General features: G+C 63.2%; 21 protein-coding genes and 1 pseudogene. 14 read left to right on the top strand and 8 right to left on the bottom strand.

The genetic code is table 11. The annotated features are described in order from the left end of the window. Window positions 1–25: 25 nt before the first annotated feature. The gene (locus ACW7G6_RS05335) at window positions 26–682 is read right to left on the bottom strand and encodes a thiopurine S-methyltransferase (RefSeq protein ID WP_456979804.1); all 657 of its coding nucleotides are present in this window, start codon (window positions 680–682) and stop codon (window positions 26–28) included. A gap of 66 nt (window positions 683–748) precedes the next feature. On the opposite strand from ACW7G6_RS05335, the pseudogene ACW7G6_RS05330 reads away from it, so the two are divergent. The 6 genes and pseudogenes from ACW7G6_RS05330 to ACW7G6_RS05305 all read left to right on the top strand — a co-directional run. Next, a pseudogene (locus tag ACW7G6_RS05330) lies at window positions 749–865 on the top strand (pirin family protein); the annotation flags it as partial. Between the two features lie 183 nt (window positions 866–1048). Further along, on the top strand, window positions 1049–1237 hold the full coding sequence (locus ACW7G6_RS05325; protein WP_456979803.1) for a hypothetical protein: 189 nt from the start codon (window positions 1049–1051) through the stop codon (window positions 1235–1237). A 52-nt stretch (window positions 1238–1289) separates the two neighbouring features. Beyond that, window positions 1290–2339 carry an alpha/beta fold hydrolase gene (locus tag ACW7G6_RS05320; RefSeq protein ID WP_456979802.1) on the top strand — a complete coding sequence of 350 codons (1050 nt, stop codon included), beginning with the start codon at window positions 1290–1292 and terminating at the stop codon, window positions 2337–2339. A 23-nt stretch (window positions 2340–2362) separates the two neighbouring features. Beyond that, window positions 2363–2869, top strand: a complete 507-nt coding sequence (locus ACW7G6_RS05315) for a cytochrome P460 family protein (protein WP_456979801.1) — start codon at window positions 2363–2365, stop codon at window positions 2867–2869. Window positions 2870–2905: 36 nt separating this feature from the next. Next, window positions 2906–3319 (top strand): organic hydroperoxide resistance protein, encoded by a 414-nt coding sequence (locus tag ACW7G6_RS05310; protein ID WP_456979910.1) that lies wholly within the window; start codon window positions 2906–2908, stop codon window positions 3317–3319. Between the two features lie 42 nt (window positions 3320–3361). Then, window positions 3362–4138 (top strand): alpha/beta fold hydrolase, encoded by a 777-nt coding sequence (locus tag ACW7G6_RS05305; RefSeq protein WP_456997678.1) that lies wholly within the window; start codon window positions 3362–3364, stop codon window positions 4136–4138. 37 nt (window positions 4139–4175) lie between these two features. Here the strand turns inward: ACW7G6_RS05305 and ACW7G6_RS05300 are convergent, their stop codons facing one another. From ACW7G6_RS05300 to ACW7G6_RS05280, 5 genes are all read right to left on the bottom strand, one after another. Next, window positions 4176–4805 carry a response regulator transcription factor gene (locus ACW7G6_RS05300; protein ID WP_456979799.1) on the bottom strand — a complete coding sequence of 210 codons (630 nt, stop codon included), beginning with the start codon at window positions 4803–4805 and terminating at the stop codon, window positions 4176–4178. Window positions 4806–4854: 49 nt separating this feature from the next. Beyond that, window positions 4855–5232, bottom strand: a complete 378-nt coding sequence (locus tag ACW7G6_RS05295) for a response regulator (protein ID WP_456979798.1) — start codon at window positions 5230–5232, stop codon at window positions 4855–4857. Window positions 5233–5355: 123 nt separating this feature from the next. Then, on the bottom strand, window positions 5356–5796 hold the full coding sequence (locus tag ACW7G6_RS05290) for a hypothetical protein (RefSeq protein ID WP_456997677.1): 441 nt from the start codon (window positions 5794–5796) through the stop codon (window positions 5356–5358). A gap of 17 nt (window positions 5797–5813) precedes the next feature. Further along, entirely contained in the window at window positions 5814–6536 is a 723-nt protein-coding gene (locus ACW7G6_RS05285; RefSeq protein ID WP_456979796.1) for a hypothetical protein, read from the bottom strand. A gap of 161 nt (window positions 6537–6697) precedes the next feature. Beyond that, entirely contained in the window at window positions 6698–7288 is a 591-nt protein-coding gene (locus tag ACW7G6_RS05280; RefSeq protein WP_456979795.1) for an NADPH-dependent FMN reductase, read from the bottom strand. A 290-nt stretch (window positions 7289–7578) separates the two neighbouring features. Here ACW7G6_RS05280 and ACW7G6_RS05275 point away from each other — a divergent pair, with 290 nt between their 5' ends. The 7 genes from ACW7G6_RS05275 (at window position 7579) to ACW7G6_RS05245 (ending at window position 19348) form a co-directional block, all read left to right on the top strand. Then, entirely contained in the window at window positions 7579–9609 is a 2031-nt protein-coding gene (locus ACW7G6_RS05275; RefSeq protein WP_456979794.1) for a PAS domain-containing protein, read from the top strand. Continuing rightward, window positions 9609–14906 (top strand): AAA family ATPase, encoded by a 5298-nt coding sequence (locus tag ACW7G6_RS05270; RefSeq protein ID WP_456979793.1) that lies wholly within the window; start codon window positions 9609–9611, stop codon window positions 14904–14906. The genes ACW7G6_RS05275 and ACW7G6_RS05270 overlap by 1 nt, the downstream gene beginning before the upstream one ends. 183 nt (window positions 14907–15089) lie before the next feature. Next, window positions 15090–15839: a pirin family protein gene (locus tag ACW7G6_RS05265; RefSeq protein ID WP_456979792.1), complete on the top strand. Its 750-nt coding sequence runs from the start codon at window positions 15090–15092 to the stop codon at window positions 15837–15839. Window positions 15840–15850: 11 nt separating this feature from the next. Further along, complete coding sequence (locus tag ACW7G6_RS05260) at window positions 15851–16567, top strand: class I SAM-dependent methyltransferase (protein ID WP_456979791.1); 717 nt, start codon at window positions 15851–15853, stop codon at window positions 16565–16567. Window positions 16568–16642: 75 nt separating this feature from the next. After that, the gene (locus ACW7G6_RS05255) at window positions 16643–17956 is read left to right on the top strand and encodes an epoxide hydrolase family protein (RefSeq protein ID WP_456979790.1); all 1314 of its coding nucleotides are present in this window, start codon (window positions 16643–16645) and stop codon (window positions 17954–17956) included. A 112-nt stretch (window positions 17957–18068) separates the two neighbouring features. Next, on the top strand, window positions 18069–18773 hold the full coding sequence (locus tag ACW7G6_RS05250) for a cytochrome c biogenesis CcdA family protein (protein WP_456979789.1): 705 nt from the start codon (window positions 18069–18071) through the stop codon (window positions 18771–18773). A gap of 2 nt (window positions 18774–18775) precedes the next feature. After that, the gene (locus ACW7G6_RS05245; protein ID WP_456979788.1) at window positions 18776–19348 is read left to right on the top strand and encodes a thioredoxin family protein; all 573 of its coding nucleotides are present in this window, start codon (window positions 18776–18778) and stop codon (window positions 19346–19348) included. 153 nt (window positions 19349–19501) lie between these two features. Here ACW7G6_RS05245 and ACW7G6_RS05240 read toward each other — a convergent pair whose 3' ends face one another. Together ACW7G6_RS05240 and ACW7G6_RS05235 are read right to left on the bottom strand one after the other, a co-directional pair. Continuing rightward, complete coding sequence (locus tag ACW7G6_RS05240; protein WP_456979909.1) at window positions 19502–20188, bottom strand: NADPH-dependent F420 reductase; 687 nt, start codon at window positions 20186–20188, stop codon at window positions 19502–19504. Between the two features lie 236 nt (window positions 20189–20424). Then, the gene (locus tag ACW7G6_RS05235; RefSeq protein WP_456979787.1) at window positions 20425–21609 is read right to left on the bottom strand and encodes a hypothetical protein; all 1185 of its coding nucleotides are present in this window, start codon (window positions 21607–21609) and stop codon (window positions 20425–20427) included. 556 nt (window positions 21610–22165) lie between these two features. Here ACW7G6_RS05235 and ACW7G6_RS05230 point away from each other — a divergent pair. Then, window positions 22166–22435, top strand: coding sequence for a hypothetical protein (locus ACW7G6_RS05230; protein WP_456979786.1), 270 nt, complete (start codon window positions 22166–22168; stop codon window positions 22433–22435). Window positions 22436–22473 lie beyond the last annotated feature (38 nt).

The raw sequence follows: 22473 nt of genomic DNA, 5'->3' as shown, positions 1-22473 counted from the left end.
TAGTCAATATCCGGTTGTCGCGTGGCTATCGCCGATGCAGACGATACACCACGGTCTGCAGTGCAGTGACGCCTTCCGCAATGAATTGCGGTTGCTGGGCGAGGATGTCGCGACGCTCCAGTACCTCGACATTCCAGTGAGGCTCGAACAGCTCGCGGACCTCGGTTTCCTCGACCGAGAACGGCGGGCCGGATTTCTCGGCCTGCGGGTATTCCAGGGTGATCAGCATGCCGCGGCAGCCGGCCGGAAGTTTCGCGTACACCTCACGGACGTAGCGACGGCGCATCGGTGGCGGCAACGCGATCAGCGCCGCGCGGTCGTAGACGATGTTGCAGTCAGCGAGGGTGGCGGTGCCCAGCGCGAACACGTCGCCCTGGATCAGCTCGATGCCATCGGCGCGGTAATGCCGGCCAACGGTCGATTCGGTAACTTCCGGCTCCAGAGCATGTTCGGCGAAGAACTGCCCGATGGCTGTGGCCGACAATTCGGCCCCGAGGACGCGGTGGCCCCGTGCGGCAAACCACGCCATGTCGAGGCTCTTGCCCGCCAATGGCACGAACACCCGGCTGCTCGGAGCTGCGTGCACGGCAGGCCAGTGTTTCAGCATCAACGGCGTCTCGCGGTCCTGATGAAAGCCGATGCGGCCTTCGTGCCAACGTTGTTGCCAGAATTCGGGCTCCACGGATAATCCTCCATTTCTTCGACCGCATGGGTCCGAAAGACCTGGCGCCGGGCCTGCCGCGCGAGGACCTACCTGTTCAACGGCGAGATCACCCATCGCGACAGTCTCGGCTCGGAGCAGAACATCTATCCGGGCGAGGTCAACTGGATGACCGCCGGCAAGGGCATCACCCATTCCGAGCGCTTCGAGCGCCTGCGCGCAGACGGTGCCGGGCGCGCCTCAGTGAGCTGTGGCAGCAACGCTGCGAGGTATCGATACCAAGGTGTTGACCGACACCATCGTCCAATCGTTCCGCTTCGATGCTTCTGTTTTGATCGACGCATGGCATTTCGTGGCGCATCCGAAAGGGCCCGGAGCAATGGATCAATGAGAACCATCAAGACCTACCCGACAAGGCTTGAAGCCGATCTGGCGAAAATCGCCCTGGCGACATTTGGTATTCCGGCAATCGTGGCTGGAATCGGTGTGAGTCTGGAAGGCGGAAGTGCAGGCATGAAGCTGCTCGTTCCGGACGACTGCGTGGGCGCGGCCATGACAGTACTCGATGACGCGTGAGATCACCTTGAAACCATTTCGACCATGAACTATCTCCACCGGGAGCAAACCCATGTCCAATAAATTCAACTTCGACCGCCGCAACTTCCTGGGCGTTGCATCAAGTGCAGTTATCGCCGCACAGCTCGGCATGATCGGTGTTGCACACGCGCAGCTTGGCAGCACGAAACCGGGCCAGGCAAAGTCCACGAGTGGTTCGAACGCGTCGTTCAAAGTGATCAAGCAGATCGATGCCGGCCCGCTCAATGTCGGATACGTGGAGCTCGGTCCCGCCGGTGGGCCCGTCGCGCTTCTCCTGCATGGCTGGCCTTATGACATCCACAGTTTCATCGACGTCGCCCCGGCACTCGCGGCGAAGGGATACCGGGTGATCATCCCGCACCTGCGCGGCTTTGGTACTACCCGCTTTCTTTCGCCCGAGGCGCTTCGCAACGCTCAGCCCTCGGCACTCGCCACCGACGTGATCTCACTGATGGATGCGCTCGGGATCGAGAAGGCAATCGTTGCAGGCTTTGACTGGGGCGCGCGGTCGGCCGCTATCGTGGCGGCGTTGTGGCCGGAACGGGTGAATGCGCTTGTCTCGGTAAGCGGCTACCTCATCGGCAGCCAGGAGTCCGCCAAAGCGCCGCTGCCACCCGAGGCCGAGTTGAAGTGGTGGTACCAGTACTACTTCACCACCGACCGTGGCGCTGCCGGTTATGAGAAGTACCGGCACGACTTCGCGAAGCTCATCTGGCAGCTCGCGTCTCCGACGTGGTCATTCGACGACGCCACTTTCCATCGCAGTGCAGGGGCCTTGGAAAACCCTGACCACGCGGCGATCGTCATCCATAACTATCGCTGGCGGCTTGGACTCGCGGATGGAGAACGCAAGTACGACGCCTTGGAGAAGCAGCTTGCCGGGTTTCCTGCCATCGCGGTGCCGACGATCACGATGGAGGGCGATGCCAATGGCGCGCCACATCCGCCACCGGCCAGTTATGCCAAGCGATTCACCGGCAAGTATGAGCACCGTCTCATCAAGGGCGGCATCGGTCACAACCTGCCCCAAGAGGCTCCAAAGGCGTTCACGCAGGCAATCGTCGATGTCGCTGCGCTCTGAGCGCAAAGATAAGGGAGCACATGATGAAACTGACTCTTCTCTCCGTTCTTGCCGGTGTCGCGGCATGCTCGATGTCGGTGCTGTTCGCGGCTGAAGCCGGCGCTGGTAGTGAACGTGCGTCGCCGATCTACGGCGTCACGCTTCCCGACGACTATCGCAAATGGCAGCTGATCGCGCCTGCCGTGGAAGCGGAACCGCTGGATGAACTCCGGGCTGTCCTGGGGAACGACCGGGCGGTCGAGGCATACCGTCTGGGAACGCTGCCATTCCCGGATGGCACCGTCCTGGCAAAGCTTGCCTGGAAGCATGTCCAGTCCCCCGAATTCGAACCGGCCTCCATACCCGGAGCGGCGACGACGGTTCAGATCATGGTCAAGGATTCCAGGAAGTATGCGTCCACGGGTGGGTGGGGTTTTGGCCGGTTCGTCGACGGCAAGCCCGCTGACGAAGCGCAACACCGCACTTGCTTCGCATGCCATGAGGCGCGCGTGCAAGAACACGATTTCGTCTTCACCCGATTGGCACCCTGACGCAGCCCCCATCAGCACACCGAGGATGACCCCATGATCAAGATCGAGAAAGTTCTGTATACCGCCAAGACCCATACCACGGGAGGGCGTGATGGCGCCTCGCGGAGCGACGATGGTCGTTTGGAGGTCAAGCTGTCCTCCCCGGGAACCGCAGGTAAGGGCACCAATCCCGAGCAATTGTTCGCCGCAGGTTGGTCAGCGTGTTTTGAGGGTGCGATGGCGATCGCCGCCAGGCAGCGGAAAATCACGCTACCGCAAGAGACGGCGATTGACGCAGAGGTGGATCTCGGCATGACCGGCGACGGATATCTGTTGCAGGCGCGCCTGCATGTCTCGCTGCCTGGCCTGCCCCGTGATGTCGCGCAGGCGCTGGTTGATGAGGCGCACCAGACCTGTCCGTACTCCAAGGCAACGCAAGGCAACATCGACGTCACGATCGATTTGGCTTGATCCCCCGTCACCGATTTTCCCAGAAATCAAATGAGACCTGACATGAAAAAGATAGTCGCCACATTGGCATTCGCTTCCGCCATGGTCGTTGGACCGAATGCACTCGGCCAGGAGGTCAAGCCCACGATCGTCCTCGTGCACGGTGCGTTCGCGGATGCATCGAGCTGGAATGGGGTCATCAAGATCCTGAAAAAGGACGGCTATCCCGTTGTTGCCCCGGCCAATCCGCTGCGCGGTGTCCGGGTCGACGCGCAGTCCCTATCCGACGTCGTGGGCGGCATCCAGTCGCCAGTGGTCCTTGTCGGGCACTCATACGGCGGCAATGTCATTACCGACGCCGCCAACGGGCATGCCAACGTCAAGGCGTTGGTCTATGTCAGCGCATTCGCGCCCGATGCGGGAGAAACCGCTGTCGGGCTCTCGGGCAAGTTTCCCGGAAGCACGCTCGGGCCGACGCTTGCGCCTCCGGTGAAGCTCTTCGACGGTGGCGTGGACCTGTACATCCAGCAGGACAAGTTCCACGATCAGTTTGCAGCCGATGTTCCCGAAGCACAGGCGGCGCTGATGGCGGCCACGCAGCGACCGGTGACGGAAGGCGCTTTGAACGAGCCGACGTCGAATCCGGCGTGGAAGACCCTTCCTTCCTGGTTCATCTACGGCACCGCGGACAAGAACATTCCGTCGCAGGCGATGGCGTTCATGGCCAAGCGTGCCGATGCCAGGAAGGTGGAAGTCATCGAGGGTGGCTCCCACGTAGTGATGGTGTCGAATCCTGGCCCCGTCGCGCGGCTGATCGAGTCGGCCGCGACCGGATATTAGGGGCAACTCAACGCGAAACGAGAACCGCGCGTTCCCCTCAGCCCTGAATGCCGGATGGCAGCGAGAGTCTCGCTGCCATCTTTACGAGGTTCGCAAAGGTGCGGGCATTCATTTTGCGCATAACCTTGCCACGATGCGCTTTCACCGTGATTTCGCTGATGCCCAGATCACCCGCGACCTGCTTGTTCAACCGGCCTGCGACGACCATCGCCAGGACCTCCCGCTCGCGAGGGGTGAGGGATGCATAGGACTCCCGGAGCAACCGCAGGCTCTCCTCATGGTCGAGGGCGGCCTGGCTGTCCTCAATGGCATTGCCGATGGCGCTCAACAGCACTTCATCGTCGAACGGCTTTGTCAGGAATTCGGCAGCGCCCGCTTTCATGGCCTGTACCGTGCTCGGCACGTCGCCATAGCCCGTGATGAAGATAATCGGCATGTGGACTCGATCATCCGCAATACGCTTTTGCAGGTCGAGGCCATTGAGATCAGGAAGATTGACGTCGAGTACCAGGCAGCTCGGAGTCGTTGACCGCGGATGGGCCAGAAATTCCTGCGCAGATCCGAACAGTTCCGGTTGCCAGCCCGCGAAGCTGATCAGCAGCTCCAGCGATTCACGTACCGAAATGTCATCGTCTACAACGAAGACGACCGGGGTGATCTGCGGCATGACCGATAACCTCGACTCCCTGACGGAAGTATTGGCTGAACTCAACATGTTAGACCTCCTGGGTGTGGACGGCGGCATTGAGCGCTTTAAGCAAATCGGCCTCACTGAACGGCTTGAACAAGCACTCCACGGCGCCCTGTTCCAGTAGGCGTGGACGCACGGCGGCATCGCCATGCGCTGTAATGAAGACGATCGGAATGTGTATGTGTCGCAGCTTCAATTCTCGCTGCAGGTCAGGCCCGGACATGCCCGGCATGGCGATGTCGAGGATCAGGCATCTGGTCGCGTCCAGATAACCAGACGCCAGGAACGCCTCAGCCGACGAGAACACCTGGACCGAGAATCCGAACTCCCTCAGCAGGTCGGGCAACGATTCGCGCACGGACTCATCGTCATCGACTACCGAAACGAGCAGAGGTAAACCCATCAAAGCATCTCCATTGTGTGATCTTGATCGCCGCCCGCCGTCAAATGAGGATGCGCCATCCCATCAGGGTCCGCCCATCCTACTTTGGTGTCGGTTTCCGGCGATTGCAGGGACTCGGATGGCTTATAGCTGAGGTTTCGCGATCATCAGCCAGATCACTCCAGCCCAGCAAAGCGAGTTGATGTACAGCACCGCAACCGGCAGCACACCCAAGTGAAACCCCGCGACTTGCCCGTCGCCAGCGCGAGCGGCCAACAACAAGCGCTTGCGCCCGGGATCAAGTATCGCGACACCCAGGATGACCGCAATGGCCACGAGCAGGTACGCGCCGATCAACCAGGCCGAGCCATAGCCGAAGGGGGACGCCAGGTGAAGGCCGGAGAACACGCCGGCAATCACCATGACCTTCCCCGCAAGTCCCGCGGGTTTCGAAAGGCGTAGGGCGGTTTTGATGAACTCGGAACTTTTCGAGTTGGATGAGACCACGAACACCAGGTCGTAAGCCGTCAGCGCGGCAAAACCCAGCATCATCGTCGCGACGTGGAACCATATGATGATGATCATGCGATGGAGTCACGTTCCTATGAGAAGCGGACGTCACTGATGTCAATCGACACCATGAGCGGATCAAGCACCGGATTCCGGTTGGCATCGCGGGTGTAGGCGCGGCGCCTGCCCGGCAAACGGATGCCGCCGTCCGCAGTGATGTAGTCGAACACCAGTTGCGAGGCATCGAACCCGCCGGCGACATCGACGTTGTAGTCGTGGCGACGCAGGAGGAAGTCGTCGCCGAAGAAGAAGTCCTGGGTCGCGCTGTGCGTGGCGATAGCGTCGGGAAACCGTGCGCGCAGCACCCGCCAGGTCTCGCCCGCTTCCGTCCAGGGTTCGATCTCCGTGACCTCCACGTCCTCGCGCGCCAGCACGAAAGGTGTCCCGAGGTACGTCCACAGCGCATAGCCGCTGAAGTACGCCCGTTGCAGAGGGTCCCAGGGCGTGGTCATTTCATGACCGGCAAAGGGCGCCCGCGGGTTGTCGGTGCGGATGACCGGGGTGCCGTCGCTTTTCATGATCGCCACATATTGCGGGGCGAAATCGAGATGCCAGTCGGGGTCGCCGAATGGCGCCAGGAAGGCGCGCTGCTCATGCAGCTTGGCGGTCAGGCGGCGCGGATTCTGGTCTTGCTCAACCGACTTCATCTTCCAGAATTGGCCGTCGGTGACGATGGTGGCCTCCAACTGGCTGAACCCGTTCCAGCGATCAATGCCGCCGTGGGCTTCCAATACCGCATTCAAAAGTCTGCTCATGTCTGTGCACTCCACGTTGAAGAAAGGTGGCCACCCGGGCCCGGAGGGGGACGGGCCCGGGTAGCCGACGGATTCGGTGCGCACAAGCGCTGTCGTTTCCGTCAAAACATCAACAACCCGATCCGGCTGTCGAAAAAAGTGTCGCGGGTCGCGGATTGGTACTAGTTCGTCGCGGGTGCAGCTGCCCGGGCCACCATGAGGGCGCTCGTCCACCAGTGGAGTTCGTCCAGCATGGCTTTGGCGTTCTGTTCGAGGTAATCAAGCTCGGCGATATCCTTGCCCTGCTGGAGGACGGCGACGAAATCGCCACCCTGGATGTGGACGCCCGTACGTACCGGGGCCATCTGCAGCTCGATGCCAATCATCCGCAGGTGCTCGATCGACCGGGCCGCGCCCACGCTCCCGTAGCCGACGTGGGCCATGGTCTTGCGGTTCCATTCCGGATACGCATAGTCGATGGCGTTCTTCAGGGCGGCGGGGATACTGCGGTTGTATTCGGCGGTGACGAAGATGTAACCGTCGAACTCCGCGACCTTTCGCTGCCAGCGCTGCGCCACCTCGCTTTCGGAGGGGACCCAGGCATTTGACGCCGGCTCGTCGAAGAATGGCATCGGGTAGTCGCGCAGGTCGACCACCTCCGTGCGCATGTCCGCCCTGGAAGCGGCCAGGTCGTGGATCCATTTCGCTGGCTTGTCGCCAAAGCGGGCTGAGCGTGTAGTGCTGATAATGATGGCTATATTCGGAACTGCCATGTGTCTGTCCTCGCCGTTGGGTGCGGTCCTTTCTTTCATCGGACTGTGTGTCCGGAGGAGCGACCGTGTGGCGACGATCTGACTACAGTCGGCCATCTGCATCCATTGCACGATGGTGTCGACCCGCATGCGAAGCGGTTCCCCGGCGTCGAATATTGCTCTGCAATGCGCCTGCGGCGGTGGGCCCTGGAGAAAACCGACACCAAAGTATGGTGGTCGGTGTACGGGAGGCGATGCATGCTGGGCCCGCAAGGGGGCCTGGAATCGCGGAACACATTGAGGGCGGCAGGATGGACCAGACGTACATGCACGATCATGGCGGGCCCTTCCGCTCGATCTTCGATGACCTGCCTGCGCTGGTATGCCTCTTGAAACCCGCGGGCGGCGTCGAGCTTGCCAATCGCCGCTGCATGGAATTTTTCGGTGCGACGCTGGAGCAGATGGCGACGTGGGAGCTGGCGGACGTCATCCATCCCGACGACCTGGCAACGGTCAGCGCGGCCTGGACGCGTGCGGTGGAAACCGGCGACCCCTACGAAGTCGAGGGACGCCATCGTCGCGCCGACGGGATCTACCGGTGGTTGCACATGCGTGCCCATCCGTTGCCGGACGCGCAGGGGCAGGTCACGCTCTGGTATCTCGTGCAAACCGATATCGACGACCGCAAGCGGGCCGAGGACCTGCTGAAGGGCGAGAAGCGGCTGCTGGAGATGGTGGCATCGAACGACCCGCTTCCCGACGTGCTGACCGCGCTGTGCACGCTTGTCGAGGAAGCCGTCAGCGATTGCCACTGCGGCATGCTCTTCAGCGATGCCAGCGGCCGCACGTGGAGCCAGGCCATCGGACCAACGCTGCCATCGGGCTACAGGCATGCGATGAAAGGCCGATCCTCCGCCGGCGACGCCGGCCCCTGCGGCTTGGCAGCGGCATCGGCCCAGGTGGTGATCGTGCCCGATGTTGGTCTGGATGAAAGATGGCAGCGGCAAGGCTGGAGCACCCTGGCCCTCGGCCACGGGCTGCAATCGTGCTGGTCGTCGCCGATCGTCGGGCGCGGCAATCATGTACTGGGTTCGCTCGCCATCTACCGCGGCGAACCGGGCCTTCCGACGCCGTTCCAGCGCGACCTGATCGACAAGGTCGCGCATATCGCGAGCATTGCGGTCGAGCGGGCGCAGCATGATGCGGCGTTGAAGCAGAGCGAGGCGTTCCTCGCCCAGGCCCAGCGGATCAGTTCCACGGGCGGTTTTTCATGGCACACCGTGACCGACGCGATGACGTGGTCCGACCAGGTCTACCGGATCTTCGGGCTCGACCCGGCCGTGCCGGCCACGCTGGAGGCCATGCTGGCCAGGTTGCATCCCGAAGATCTGCCTTCGTTCTCGGCGACGCTGACCCGGCAACGCCGCGATGGCGGCGACTTCGAACACGAACACCGGCTGCGGCTGCCGGACGGTTCGACCAGGCATCTGCACGTGGTGGCCCGCGCCACGCAGGGCCCGGCCGGGCAGCTCGAGTACATCGCCGCAGTACAGGACGTCACGCCGCGCAGGATTTCCGAGGAGGCGCTGGGCACGCTCAGGTCCGAGTTGGCCCACATGGCCAGGATCACGACGTTGAATACGTTGACCGCATCGATCGCGCACGAGGTCCGACAGCCGCTGACCGGCATCATCACCAATGCCAGCCTGAGCATGCGCATGCTCGCCGCCGACCCCCCGAACATTGACGGGGCGCGCGAGGCCGCGCTTCGCACGATCCGCGATGGGAACCGCGCGGCCGATGTCATCACCGGTTTGCGCGCGCTGGTCGACAGGAAGACCGTCTCCAACGAGCTGGTGGACCTGAACGATGCCGCGCGGGAAGTGATTTCCCTGGCCCGCACGGAGCTCCAGCGCAGTCGGGTGATCCTGCGGGCCGAACTCGCCGACGACCTGCCGCCGGTCATGAGCGATCGCGTCCAGCTCCAACAGGTCATCCTGAACCTGCTTCTGAACGCCGCCGATGCCATGACCGGTGTCGAGGACCGGCCCCGGTACGTGGTGATCACGACCGGGCGCGACGAGGGCGACCATGTCCGGCTGACCGTGCGGGATGTCGGGGTAGGGTTTGATCCGCGTCAAACCGAGAGGCTGTTCGATCCCTTCTACACGACCAAAAGCTCCGGGATCGGAATCGGCCTGTCGATCAGCCGCTCCATCATCGAGAGCCACCAGGGACGGCTGTGGGCGGTATCGAACGACGGCCCGGGCGCGACGTTCGGGTTCTCGATTCCACCGCGGCCGGCCCATCATGCACAGATGGACCCCGTGAGCGCCGGCTGATGTCGGTAACGGGCGACACGCCGTTGCGCTCGAACCCGGACGGGCGCGCCGTGCCGCCGGTCGAAAGCCCCGGCACCGAATCCCTCGACAGCCTGATTGGCCGGATGAAAGGGCAACGGATGGCGCTTGCGCGTTGCCTGCGCATCCTGATCGCGCTCGCGCGGTCGCTTGCGCAACTGCACGGCCAGGGGATCCTGCACAAGGACATCAAGCCGGCGAACGTACTGGTCGATGATGCGGGGGACGTGCGCCTGACCGGATTCGCGCCGGCCTCGCGACTGCGGCGCGAACGCCAGGTGCTGGCGCCTCCGGAGACCATCGCAGGGACGTTCGCGTACATGGCACCCGAGCAGACCGGGCGCATGAACCGCTGGATGGATGCCCGCAGCGATCTGTACTCGTTCGGTATCACGATGTACGAACTGCTGACCGGCACCTTGCCGTTCAGCGCGTCCAATCCCATGGAGTGGATCCATTGCCACATCGCCCGGCAGCCAACGCCGCCGGGCGAGCGCGTACAAGGCGTGCCTCCGATACTCGACGAGATCGTGCTCAAGCTGCTCGCGAAGGATCCCGAGGCCCGCTACCAGACGGCGGCGGGCCTGGCGAACGACCTGCGCCGCTGCCTGAGGCAGTGGGAGGCGGAAGGGCGCATCGGCCGGTTCGAGCTGGCCGAGCGCGACGTCCCGGACCAGTTGGTGATCCCGGAAAAGTTGTACGGACGCCATGCGCAGATCGCCGAGCTGCTCGGTGCGTTCGATCGCGTTGTTAACCAGGGAACGACGGAGCTGGTGCTGGTCTCCGGGTATGCGGGCATTGGCAAGTCTTCCATCGTCCGCGAGCTTCACAAGGTTCTCGCGCCGGCACACGCCCTGTTCGCCACCGGTAAATTAGACCAGTTCAAGCGCGACATCCCATACGCCACCCTGGCGCAGGCCTTCCGGTCCCTGGTGCGCGACCTGCTCAACAAAAGCGACACCGAGCTCGCGCACTGGCGGGACGCGCTGATCGACGCGCTGGGGCCGAACGGCCAGCTCATGGTCAACCTGATCCCCGAGCTTGCCCTCATCATCGGAGAGCAACCGCCGACGCCTCCTGTCGAGTCGCAGGACGCGGCGATGCGTTTCCAGCTCGCGTTCGTGAACCTGGTCGAGGTTTTCGCGCGTCACGCGCATCCGCTTGTGCTGTTCATCGACGACCTGCAATGGCTCGACCCGGGGACGCTATCGCTCTTGCAGCGTCTGGCAACGCCGCCGGGCTGCGGCCACCTCATGCTGATCGGGGCCTACCGGGACAACGAGGTGGGTCCGATGCACCCGCTTTCGACCACGATCGACGTCATCCGCAGCGGCGGCGGGATCGTGACGCAGATCGAACTGGCGCCACTGGAACGGCACGACATCGCCCAACTCACCGCCGATGCCCTGCATGCGGATCTCGAACGCACCCGTCCGCTGGCGGAGCTGGTGTCCGAGAAGACCGGCGGCAATCCGTTCTTCGCGATCCAGTTCGTGACCGCACTGGCCGACGAAGCGCTGCTGGGATTCGACCCGGAAAGCGGCTCGTGGCGGTGGGACATCGAGCGGATACGCGCAAGGGGCGTGACCGACAACCTGGCGCAGCTGATGACGGCGAAGCTCGGCCGGCTGTCCGCTCCGGCCCGTGAATCGCTGGGGCAGCTGGCGTGTCTGGGGAACGTCGCGGAGATCGGCATGTTGGCGGCCCTGCGTGGCGTTCCAGTGGACGAGGTCAATGCAACATTGCGTGGCGCGGTGGAGGAGGGGCTTGTGGTGGTTACCAACGGGTCGCTCTCGTTCATCCACGACCGCGTCCACGAAGCGGCTTACGCACTGGTCCCGGTCGATGCCCGCGCGCTGACCCATCTGCGCATCGGCCGGATGCTCCTGTCGCTCGCACCCGACATGGAGAATGAATCGAACATCTTCGAGACCGCCAACCAGTTCGAGCGCGGGGCTTCGGCGATCGACTCGCTCGCCGAACGCGAGAGCGTGGCCGGGTGCTTCCTGGCGGCCGGCGGGCACGCCAAGGCGGCCAGTGCCTACGCCTCGGCGAAGAACTACTTCGCCGCCGGGCGGGCGTTGCTGGGCAGCGACAGTTGGGAGCGTCGGTACGAGCTGACGTTCAAGCTCGAGCTCGGTCGCGCGGAGTGCGAGATCGTTGATTACGACCTGGCGGAGGCGGAGGAGCGGCTTACCGCGCTCTCGCAGCATGCGACAGGGCTGACCGACCAGGCCGAGGTGGTCTGCCTGGCGGTGTTGCTGTATTTCACCACCGGCCGCAACGAGCGGGCCGTCGAGGCGGCGCTGTGCTTCCTTGCCGGGGCGGGCATCGACTGGTCGCCAAGGCCGTCCGAAGAGGACGTGCAGCGGGAGTATCTGGAGATGCGTCGCAGGCTCGCCGGGCGTCCCATGCAGACGCTGACCGATCTGCCCGCGATGAGCGACAAGCGCAGCATCGCCATCCTGGCAGTGCTCACGGAGCTTTTCCCCGCGGCCTATGCGGTCGATCGCCACTTGCTGGACCTCGTGCTCCTGCGCATGACCAACCTCAGTCTGGATCATGGTCACGGCGAGAGCTCGAGCGTTGCCTACGCGGCGTTGAACATGACGCTCGGGCCGCACTTCGCCGACTACACGACGGCCTATGATTTCGGGCGGCTCGCCTGCGAGCTGGTGGACCGCCGCGGCATCGATCGTTTCAAGGCGCGCGTCTATTCGTGCTTCGCCGCGTTCACCATGCCGTGGTTCAAGCACCTGCCGCTGTGCCAGCCGATGATGGTCCAGGCATTCCAGATCGGCAGCTCCAGAGGCGACATGGCGTTTGCCGCGTACAACCTGCGCAACCTCCTCACGCACCTGCTGATGTCGGGCGTTCCCCTCGCGCAGGTGCAGCAGGAGGCCGAGCAGGCGATGACATTCGCCAGGAAGATCGAGCTGGGATTGCCGGCCGAGCGCTTCATCGGGCAGCTCGCGCTGGTGCAGGCGCTGCGTGGATTGCCGACCGGACAGGATCCGGCCGACGAGGCCTGGGCCATGGGGGAGTTCGAGGATCACCCCCAGATGGCGATGATGGTTTGCTACCACTGGGTTTTCCGGCTGCATGAGCGGTTTATTGCCGGGGATTTTCCCGGCGCCCTCGTGGCCGCGGCCCGCATCGAGGGCATCCGCTGGGCGATGCGATCCTCGATCGAGGAAGCGGCCTACGAGTTCCATGCCGCGCTCAGCCACGCCGCCGCGTGCGAAACTGCCACCCCGACGCAGCGCGACCATCATGTCCGTGAGCTTTCAAAGCATCACGGGAGGATCGCGGCCTGGGCCGTGACGTGCCCGGAGAACTTCGCCGGGCAGGAAGCACTGGTGGGCGCCGAGATCGCGCGGCTGGAAGGTCGTGAGGTGCAGGCCCAGCAGCTGTACGAGGCGGCGGTCGCGCGCTCGCGCACATACGGCTTCCTGCACAACGAAGCCATCGCCAACGAGCTGGCCGGTCAGCACTATGCGGCGCTGGGGCTGGAGACCATTGCCTGTGCCTATCTGCGCAACGCGCGCGATTGCTATGAGCGCTGGGGGGCGGAGCCCAAGGTCAGGCAACTCGATACGCGCTACCCCCGCCTGTGTCGACGCCCCCCGCATGAGCCGGTCAATGCAACCATCGATGCGCCAGTCGTCCAACTGGACGTGGAGGCGGTCGACAAGGCATCGCAAACCTTGTCGAGCGAGATGATCCTTCCGGCCCTGCTTGAGAAGCTCATGCGGATCGCCGTTGAGCATGCGGGCGCGGAGCGGGGCTTGCTCATCCTGCTGCACGATGGCGTGCCGGTGGTCGAAGCGGAAGCCGCCACGGGGCGCGGCAGCGTGGACGTGACGCTGCGGAGATCGCGGGTCGTGCCGTCCGACCTTCCACAGTCGGCGCTCCAGTATGTGCTGCGGACGCGCGAGCGCCTCGTGCTCGATGACGCGTCGGCAGGGGGGCTGGACCGGGACGACGAATACATAGGCCGGCATCGGCCCAGGTCGCTGCTGTGCCTGCCGATCTTCAAGCAGGCGCGGGTAATCGGTGTGCTGTACCTGGAGAACAATATCGCGACGCGGGCCTTCACGGCCGGAAAGGTTGCGGTGCTGGATTTCCTGGCCTCGCAGGCGGCGATCTGGCTGGAGAACGCGCGCCTGTACTCCGACCTGCGCCGCAGCGAGGTGTGGCTGAAGGAGGCCCAGCACCTGAGTTCCACCGGCAGCTTCTACTGGCTCGTAGACCTGGAAACCCTCGAATTCTCGGAGCAACTGTTCCGCACCTACCAACTTGATCCGGCGCAGCCGGTGACGCTCGACCTGGTGGCGACACGGGTGCACCCGGACGACCTGTCGCTGTTCCGGGAGATCATCGAGGTCGCGCGCACCACCGGGGCGGATCTCGACCACACGTATCGCGCGCAGATGCCTGACCGGTCGATCAAGCATCTCCACCTGGTCGCGCATGCGGTACGCAACAGCGATGGCCGCAGCGAGTACATCGGCGCGGTCCAGGACGTGACCCAGGGCCGGCTTTCGGAAGAGGCGCTCGGCAAGGTCCGCTCCGAGCTGGCGCATGTGGCGCGCATCACGACCCTGGGCGTGTTGACGGCTTCGATCGCCCACGAGGTCAATCAACCGCTGGCCGGCATCGTCACCAATGCCAGCACGTGCCTGCGGATGCTCGACGCCCATCCGCCCAATGTCGATGGCGCGCGCAGTACCGCGCAACGCATGATCAGGGACGGCAATCGCGCGGCGGACGTGATCACCCGTCTGCGTGCGCTGTTTACCAACAAGGGCGTGGTGGTCGAGCCGGTCGACCTGAACGAGGCCACGGGCGAGATCATCGCGCTGTCGAAGAGTGAGCTGCGCAAGGCAGGCGTGCAGCTGGTCCCGGAACTCGCGTGCGATCTTCCATCCGTGACTGGTGATCGCGTCCAGTTGCAACAGGTGATCCTCAACCTGCTGCTCAACGCGACCGATGCGATGCGCGACATCGACGACCGGCCCCGGCGCATGGAAATCCGCACCGAGCGCGACGGCGACGACCGGGTGCGCTTCTCGGTGCGGGATGTGGGCGAGGGGATCGATCCGCAGTCGTCGTCCCGACTGTTCGAAGCCTTCTACAGCACCAAGGAGGATGGGATGGGCATCGGACTGTCGATCAGCAAGTTCATCATCGAAAGCCATCATGGGCGGCTATTGGCCGCCACGAATGACGGGCCAGGCGCGACGTTCTCTTTCTCGCTGCCGCGTGCCGTCGAGTAGCACGAGCAGGCAACAGACACCTTCGTGCAATGGCTGTTGGCTGCGCAATCTGATGTGATTGATGCCACCCGACAGGAATGAATCCGCATGACACCCACCCCGTCAACGACATCGTCGACCCGTCCGACACGTGCTATCGCGCAGCGCACCCGCGGCAGGACGCAGGGTCCGGTAACGCGCCTGATGAGTCCGTCCGATTTCGGCCAGTTGCTGAAGCCTTTCGTATTCCTCGATCTGTTTGATCATGACGGTGCGCCGTACGAAGGCCCGCTTCATCCCCACTCGGGGATTGTCACCCTGACCTACGTCGCGGAAGGCGCGTTGAGCTACATCGACCCGGACAATGTACGTGGCACGTTGCCGGCGGGCGGTGTCGAATGGATGCAGGCCGGACGCGGCATGTGGCACGGCGGCGGCCTGGACAAGGCGACGCGGACGCGCGGTTTCCAACTGTGGATCGCATTGCCGCCTGAACTGGAACTGGGCCCGACGACCAGCATCTGCCAGCTCCCCGGCGAGGTCCGCGGAGATGACCGGGTTCGCGTGCTCCTGGGTAGCCATGAGTCCGTATCGAGCGTCCTGACGCCCCCTTCGCCGATGAACTATCTCGCCGTGCTGTTGAAGGCCGGAGAGCGCTGGACCTATCACCCACCAGAAGGCCACACGATCCTTTGGGTCGCCATATCGGCAGGCGTGATAGCAACCCCTGATGAGTTGACGCATGGAGATCTTGTGGCTTTCGAGCCATCGGGCAACGCAGTGGAATTCGAAGCATTGACCGATGCGGAGTTCATCCTCGGATCGGCGTCACCGCACCAACACGGTCTTGTGACCGGGTACTACTCGGTCCACACCACGCCGGAAGCACTTCGCGAGGGTGAAGCCCATATCCAGTCGACCAGGGAACGCCTGGTTCGGGAAGGTCGGCTGTGAGCAGGTAGCAAATGGCTCTCCATACCGAACAGGGCGCAGGGATCTACTCGCCCGCTACCCTCAAGCTCTACGACTGGTGGGTGTTGGGCATCTCCAACCGCCATGCGTGGGAATGCTCCACCGACTCCGTCTTGCTTCCGTTCTTCCGGCAGCGCGTTGGTGTCCGTCATCTGGATGTGGGAGTCGGTACCGGCTTCTACCCTGCAAATGCGCAGTTGCCAGAGTCCACTCAACTTACCTTGATGGACCTCAACGCCAGCAGCCTGGAAGCGGCCCGGCGACGATGGGGGCGTGCTCACACGGAAGTGATCCAGCATGACGCAATGATGCCTCTGGTCGAACCTCCCGGAGAGGCATTCGACTCAGTATCCATGCTCTACCTGCTTCACTGCTTGCCACGTCCGATGGCCGAGAAGAGCAGGGTGTTCGCCAATCTCAAGCCGCACCTCAAATCCGATGGCGTGTTGTTCGGCGCGACGATCCTGGGCGAAAGCGCCCACCACAACAGCTTCGGCCGGGCGTTGATGAACGTCTACAACCGCAAGGGAATTTTCAGCAACCAGAATGACACCGTCGGCGGCCTCGAAATGGCTCTACGGCGCCACTTTGCGTGGGTGAAGACAAGTGTTGAAGGCAAGGTCGCGTTGTTCGAAGCGCGCCAGCCGATTTTCCAGGGTCGTGCCGCGCCGAATGATGCTTTGGTATCGAGCGGCACCATCGTGCAATAGATGCCGCCCATCCGCTCTGGTGTGATTGCAATCGAATCTGCCTGTCGCAGATCCCAATCACCCAGGAGAGTAGTCATGCGGAAGTCAGGTCAACTACGGCGCGGTTTGCTCGCCATTGCCGCAGCAGGTTCACTCGCAATTCCCTTGCTTGCGGTTTCCAGCGGCGCCTACGCCGCACCCGAAGCTGGAGTGTCTGCTCCGTCCGAGAGCAGCGCTATCCGGACGTTCCGCATCAACGTTCCCGAGGCACAGCTGGTCGACCTGCGTCAGCGCGTGCGGGCAACACGGTGGCCGGAAAAGGAAACGGTGTCCGATGAATCCCAGGGCGTGCAACTGGAGAAGTTGCAGGCCCTGGTCAAGTACTGGGGAACCACCTACGACTGGCGCAAGGTCGAAGCCGAATTGAACGCGTTGCCGATGTTCGTGACCAACATCGATGGCATCGATATCCAGTTCATCCACGTCAAATCGCGTCATCCCGATGCGATGCCGTTGCTGATCACTCATGGGTGGCCGGGCTCCATCCTGGAGTTGACCAAGTCGATCGGCCCGCTGACAGACCCGACCGCTCACGGCGGTCGAGCCGAAGATGCATTCGACGTGATCATTCCGTCGATGCCCGGCTATGGCTTTTCCGGCAAGCCGCAGGAAGAAGGCTGGGATCCGGACCGCATCGCGAAGGCCTGGGACGTGTTGGTCAAGCGTCTCGGCTACAAGAAGTACGTGTCCCAGGGCGGTGACTGGGGCTCGGTGATTGCCGACGCGATGGGTCGCCAGGCGCCGAAGGGGTTGCTCGGCATCCACGTCAACATGCCGGCGACCGTACCTGCCGCGGCAGCCAGAGCCATGAGTGTCGGGGATCCGGCACCAGCGGGATTGTCGGCGGAAGAGAAGGCCGCCTACGACGCGCTGAGCTATTTCTTCCAGAGGAACGGCGCTTACGGCGCGATGATGGCGACCCGGCCACAGACGGTTGGTTATGGGCTCACCGATTCGCCGGCCGGACTGGCCGCGTGGATCTTCGACAAGTTCAACCAGTGGACTTACAGCGGCGGTGATGCCGAGAAATCGCTGACCAAGGACGAAATGCTGGACGACATCACGCTGTACTGGCTGACCAACAGCGCCATATCGTCCGCGCAGCTGTACTGGGAAAACAACACCAACAACTTCAACGCCGTGGAGCAGCGGACCGCTGAGATTACGGTCCCGGTGGCAGTGACGGTGTTCCCCGGTGAGATCTATCGCGCGCCGCGCAGCTGGACAGAGCAGGCCTACCCCACGCTCATGTACTTCAACGAAGTCGACAAGGGTGGCCACTTTGCCCAATGGGAAGAGCCGCAGCTGTTCGCCGAAGAAATGCGCGCAGCCTTCAAGTCCCTGCGCTGACTGAATCCTATGCGGAGCGCGCTGGGCGCTCCGCATAGCTCAGGCCATTCAAGGAAAATCTGATGCATATTCCAGTGACCAACGGCCTCGTTGCCATTACCGGTGCCTGGCAATGATTGCCTATGTGCTCGCGGCCGTGGCCGGCGTGGCGACCATCGCATCACCTTGCATCCTGCCGGTGTTACCGATCGTGCTCGCCACCACGGCGGGTCGCAGCAGGGTGGAGCCTCTGCTGATCATTGTCGGTTTTGTCTCCACCTTCGCGGCGGGTGGCATCCTGATCGGCGCGTTGTCAGCGTCATCTGGCGAACTGCAACAGAGCATCCGTACGGCCGCGATCGTGTTGTTGCTCGCTGCCGGTCTGTTCTGCCTGTGGCCTGCACCCTTCGACTGGTTGGTGCAGAAAGGCCGTGCGCTTCTTCCTTCGCGGGGATTCGTATCACCTCGTCTGGGATCAGCCTTTGGAAAGGCCGGTGCGCTTCTGGTTGGTGTTTCCCTCGGCCTTGCCTGGGCGCCCTGTGCCGGTCCGATTCTGGCTTCCGTGCTGGCGCTTGCCGCCAGCTCGCAAGAACCAGGAAAAGCGACCGTCCTGCTGGGAGCTTATGCGATAGGCGCTGGGCTCCCGATGCTCGCGATTGCCTACGGGGGCGAGTGGGTGTCCTCGCGCCTGGGCTTCTTCAACCGCCGCGCAAATCTGTTCCGAAAAATTTTTGGCGCCGTCGCCATCGCCTTCGCACTCCTTCAGCTCTTCCAATACGACGTTCTTTTCACTGCCTGGGCCACGCAGTGGCTTCCCTCCATTTCCACAGGACTCTGATCATGTTCCAGCGACTTGTCTTCACCTTGAGCTTCTGCCTGTTCGCAGTCGCCTGCACCCCTGGTGCGCAGGCGGATCCAGCGGTAGATACCCGTTCGGAATCGGTCCCCCTTGCGCCCGAATTCACCGGCATCAACCACTGGATCAACAGCGAGCCGCTCAGGATGGAAGAGCTGCGGGGGGAAGTGGTATTGGTGGAGTTCTGGACCTATTCCTGTATCAACTGCATCAGGGTCATGCCGTATGTGAAAAAGTGGCACGAACGCTATCAGGACAAGGGGCTCGTCGTTGTTGGCGTGCACACGCCGGAATTCGGATACGAAAAAAGCACGAAGAACGTCGAAGCCGCTGTGAAGCGCTTCGGGATCGAATACGCCGTTGCCCAGGACAATGGCTACAGGACGTGGAATGCCTACGGTAACCGCTACTGGCCGGCACTGTATCTCGTCGATCGGAATGGTCGAGTGGCCTATCGACACTTCGGGGAAGGCGACTATGAGCGTACCGAAGCCGTCATCAGGCAGTTGCTGGAGTCGAGTAGTGCGGCTCCCGTTTCCGCGAGCGCGGCGCCATGATGTCGGGCGGCACGTCCTGATCGAAGATCGGATTCCCGTTGTGGGATACGATCTCGATCAGTTCCGAAATCCGACGTCAGTTCAGCGGCCGCTCCCGACCCATAGCGGACCTAGCCGAGTGCTGCGTCGGGTGACTACAGATGCCGAGCGCCCTCAGAAATAGGGGCGGGCGGCTTCATCCGCTTGCGCGCGGTATGCCGGGATCTGCGCGGCGTCCGCCTTCGCCAAGGCCGCTTCAAGTCCCGCGGCATCCAAATCCTGGCAGTACGCCGGCGTCCCTGGCTGCTGCCGCCAGGAGTCAGCGAGCGATCCGGCGTCGACGCCATCAAAGCCAATCGCGTCGATCAAGCCCAGCGTCAACTCCTTGGCGTGCTTATTGTCACCGGCGACGGAAAGGCTGATGCGCCCTGGCGTGCCCGCTGGCGCGCCGCGTGACGCAAGACTACTGGCGACTATGTTGTTGAATGCCTTGACGACAGGTCGACCGAGCACCCGCGTGACCCATTCGCTTTCGGTCAATCCACCATCGATCTCGGCGATGTGACCGTCGCGCGACGGGTAGTAGTTCCCAGTGTCGACAACCACAGCCGATGAGGTGGCAAGGCTATCGCGCGGCAGTTGCGGAACCGCTTTCTCCGGGACAGTGATGATGACCAAGTCCTGCGCGCGCGCTGCCTGCTCCACCGTCACTGCGGTTGCGCCCGTTTCCGCGGCCAGCGCCGTCAGCGACGCAGGGCCGCGCGAGTTGGCGATCGACACCTGGTGACCGAGGCCCTTGAGGTGGCGCGCGAGAGTGCTGCCGATGTTCCCCGAACCTATGATTCCAATGTCCATGTCCATTTCCTGTGCCAGCGGAGTTGGCATCCAAGTACCTATGTGGGGGCGTACATCGGGCTGCGAAAGGCCATCTACGCAGGCTGCTTGACCTCCGCGAAAAGTGGGCCAATTGGCCAACCTCTGGGTGAACGCGCATGACGGCACAGTCGACCTGTCAGCAGAGGGTGGCCGCTTCTGGCGGGAAGCCGATCTTGGGCGGATCAAGCAGGGCCCCGCGCGTGCAGAGCCCTGCACCTGGCTTACTCCGCCGACGCCTCGTCTGGCGTTTCTTCCTCGGGGTACCACGAGTAACGCCAGCCGAGTGGTGCGTCGGCATCGACGGCGCGTGCGACGTACTGTCCATCTGGCCGCACCTGTACAACACGATCGGTATCGTTGCGCAGTGGCACCACCGTCACACCCGTTTCTACGCGGGCGGGGAGTGAACCTGCAAACAGGCGGCTCAGCAGCGTCTCAATGTCGGTCGCACCTTGCGTGAGCGCCGAACGAACCAGGCTGCAGTCGTCGGCCGTCCATGCACGCGCGCGCGCAGCAGCCGCTTCGCGCGGTGTCCACTCCAGTCCCTTGGCATCGCGCATGCGCGCTTGGTGGGTCCTGAGCAATCCGCTGGCGGCGCGGCGGGCGGTACGATCGCCCGCGTTGGCGGCTTGGATCAGCTTGTACACGCCACTGTCCGCGTAGCGCGTGGTCTCGCGTGAGATTGCGGTTCGAACGTCTTCCGGGGTCTTCTCGGCCAATGGGACGACGTCTGACACCACGACAAGGTCATCGCTCCACGCTGGCTTCTTCTGCCAGCGCGTCGGCGCCCCTGGCAGTTGCGACGAGTACGCGGCCAGCGCGACCGAGGTGACCAGCGCAGAATAGTCCGGCGTCATGCTGTAGGTCGCCACCAGCTCGTAACGCGGCTCGTCCTGCGGCACCAGATCGTCCACCGACTGATCTTGCGCGAGCACATGGCGTTGGACGCTTCGTCCCGCACCCCATGGCGTGCCACCAACGCTGCGCTCGATCGCACCCAACAATGCGTCGGTGTTCGACAGCTTGCACTGGGCACGTTCGAACTCCGTGTTCGCATCCCGGACCTGGTTCTTGGCTGAGGCTTTGGCCTCGGCATTGATGAGCGCGGAGGCGATCAGGCCACCTGCGAGGCCAGCGGCAGCTGCGCTGCCGTACGACAGTCCGGGTGTGCTCGCGTATAGGTTGTTCGTGGCGTTGGCGGCGGTGGCACCCACGTTGATGTACCCGTAGGTGATCTGGCTCTTGAGCCGGTCATGCGCGGCGGCGGCGTGCACCGCCATGCTCGAGAGTAGTTCGTCTTGCGACGGATCGTGGCCCTCCGGCCTGTCCTTCGCCGCGTGAGCGGCACCGCACGCGCAGACAAGAACCGCCGCCACGAGCGGCAGCCCAATGCTTCGACTCGTCATATCTTCCCCTTTCCCCTGAATGCGCGAACGCGCCGCGAGAGCATATCAACGAGCAGCAAAGCTCGTTAAGTGGATTGGCTTGGGGGCAGGGGAGTCCGACCGCGTGGGTTTACGGAACGGTAGCGGGGCGAGGTCGGCTCCAGGCGTGGCCGGAAAAGCACGCAGCTCCCAAGTCCGCTGATGTCGATCAGCCGATGTCCGCTTCCGACCCGAAGCGGACATTGCGCACGGTGCAGTAATGATATGCCGGGAGAGACTATGTCGACCGCCTAGACGCATTGGAGGGGCCGGTATAGCTTTCCTTGCTGATGAATGGGGAGGAGTCGAAGAAGTCTCTGAAGATCAGTCGGTGCAAAACGGCTCGCGTATTAAGGTCTACTGTTCATCTTGGGTGGGGATCGGTGACTGCGGTTGTGATAGTCGATCAAATGCTGCGAGTTTTCGCGGAGACTGATGGATTCAAGCCGCAACTCTCACGAGTTGCCACATCTTCACAATCTATCTACGTATGCCAACGCCAGACTAGTCCCGATACCCCCGACGAAGGAGCATTGAAATGTTTGTGACCAAACAACATCTGGTGATGGCGCGTACGCTCGGCGTGGCGATCGTCGCCACCGTGGGACTTGCCGGCTGCGCAACCTATGCTGACGAGTTTGCAGGAATCAACTCACGCCTCGATCAACTCGACACGAGGGTTCAGAGCGCCGCCCAGAGCGCCGAATCCGCCAATCAGTCCGCGCAGCAGGCCAACCAGCGGCTGGATCAAATGGAAAGCCGCGTCCAGCAGCTCGAAGCGGCGCCGGTCCGCGCGCCGCGAGGTTAGTCGCCCTCGCACTTCGCGACGGACGGCCTGAACTGGGA

It is taken from the genome of Lysobacter sp. A421 (genome assembly GCF_054052145.1).
The sequence above is the reverse complement of the archived record's forward strand: the minus strand, read 5'-3'. Positions and strand labels throughout refer to the sequence as shown.

Coding starts and splice junctions, on each gene's coding strand:
- ACW7G6_RS05230 (WP_456979786.1), top strand. CDS start 22,166: ATGTTTGTGACCAAACAACATCTGGTGATGGCGCGTACGCTCGGCGTG.
- ACW7G6_RS05275 (WP_456979794.1), top strand. CDS start 7,579: ATGGACCAGACGTACATGCACGATCATGGCGGGCCCTTCCGCTCGATC.
- ACW7G6_RS05260 (WP_456979791.1), top strand. CDS start 15,851: ATGGCTCTCCATACCGAACAGGGCGCAGGGATCTACTCGCCCGCTACC.
- ACW7G6_RS05265 (WP_456979792.1), top strand. CDS start 15,090: ATGAGTCCGTCCGATTTCGGCCAGTTGCTGAAGCCTTTCGTATTCCTC.
- ACW7G6_RS05235 (WP_456979787.1), bottom strand. CDS start 21,609: ATGACGAGTCGAAGCATTGGGCTGCCGCTCGTGGCGGCGGTTCTTGTC.
- ACW7G6_RS05320 (WP_456979802.1), top strand. CDS start 1,290: ATGTCCAATAAATTCAACTTCGACCGCCGCAACTTCCTGGGCGTTGCA.
- ACW7G6_RS05325 (WP_456979803.1), top strand. CDS start 1,049: ATGAGAACCATCAAGACCTACCCGACAAGGCTTGAAGCCGATCTGGCG.
- ACW7G6_RS05280 (WP_456979795.1), bottom strand. CDS start 7,288: ATGGCAGTTCCGAATATAGCCATCATTATCAGCACTACACGCTCAGCC.
- ACW7G6_RS05250 (WP_456979789.1), top strand. CDS start 18,069: ATGATTGCCTATGTGCTCGCGGCCGTGGCCGGCGTGGCGACCATCGCA.
- ACW7G6_RS05255 (WP_456979790.1), top strand. CDS start 16,643: ATGCGGAAGTCAGGTCAACTACGGCGCGGTTTGCTCGCCATTGCCGCA.
- ACW7G6_RS05290 (WP_456997677.1), bottom strand. CDS start 5,796: ATGATCATCATCATATGGTTCCACGTCGCGACGATGATGCTGGGTTTT.
- ACW7G6_RS05285 (WP_456979796.1), bottom strand. CDS start 6,536: ATGAGCAGACTTTTGAATGCGGTATTGGAAGCCCACGGCGGCATTGAT.
- ACW7G6_RS05315 (WP_456979801.1), top strand. CDS start 2,363: ATGAAACTGACTCTTCTCTCCGTTCTTGCCGGTGTCGCGGCATGCTCG.
- ACW7G6_RS05245 (WP_456979788.1), top strand. CDS start 18,776: ATGTTCCAGCGACTTGTCTTCACCTTGAGCTTCTGCCTGTTCGCAGTC.
- ACW7G6_RS05295 (WP_456979798.1), bottom strand. CDS start 5,232: ATGGGTTTACCTCTGCTCGTTTCGGTAGTCGATGACGATGAGTCCGTG.
- ACW7G6_RS05305 (WP_456997678.1), top strand. CDS start 3,362: ATGAAAAAGATAGTCGCCACATTGGCATTCGCTTCCGCCATGGTCGTT.
- ACW7G6_RS05240 (WP_456979909.1), bottom strand. CDS start 20,188: ATGGACATGGACATTGGAATCATAGGTTCGGGGAACATCGGCAGCACT.
- ACW7G6_RS05270 (WP_456979793.1), top strand. CDS start 9,609: ATGTCGGTAACGGGCGACACGCCGTTGCGCTCGAACCCGGACGGGCGC.
- ACW7G6_RS05300 (WP_456979799.1), bottom strand. CDS start 4,805: ATGCCGCAGATCACCCCGGTCGTCTTCGTTGTAGACGATGACATTTCG.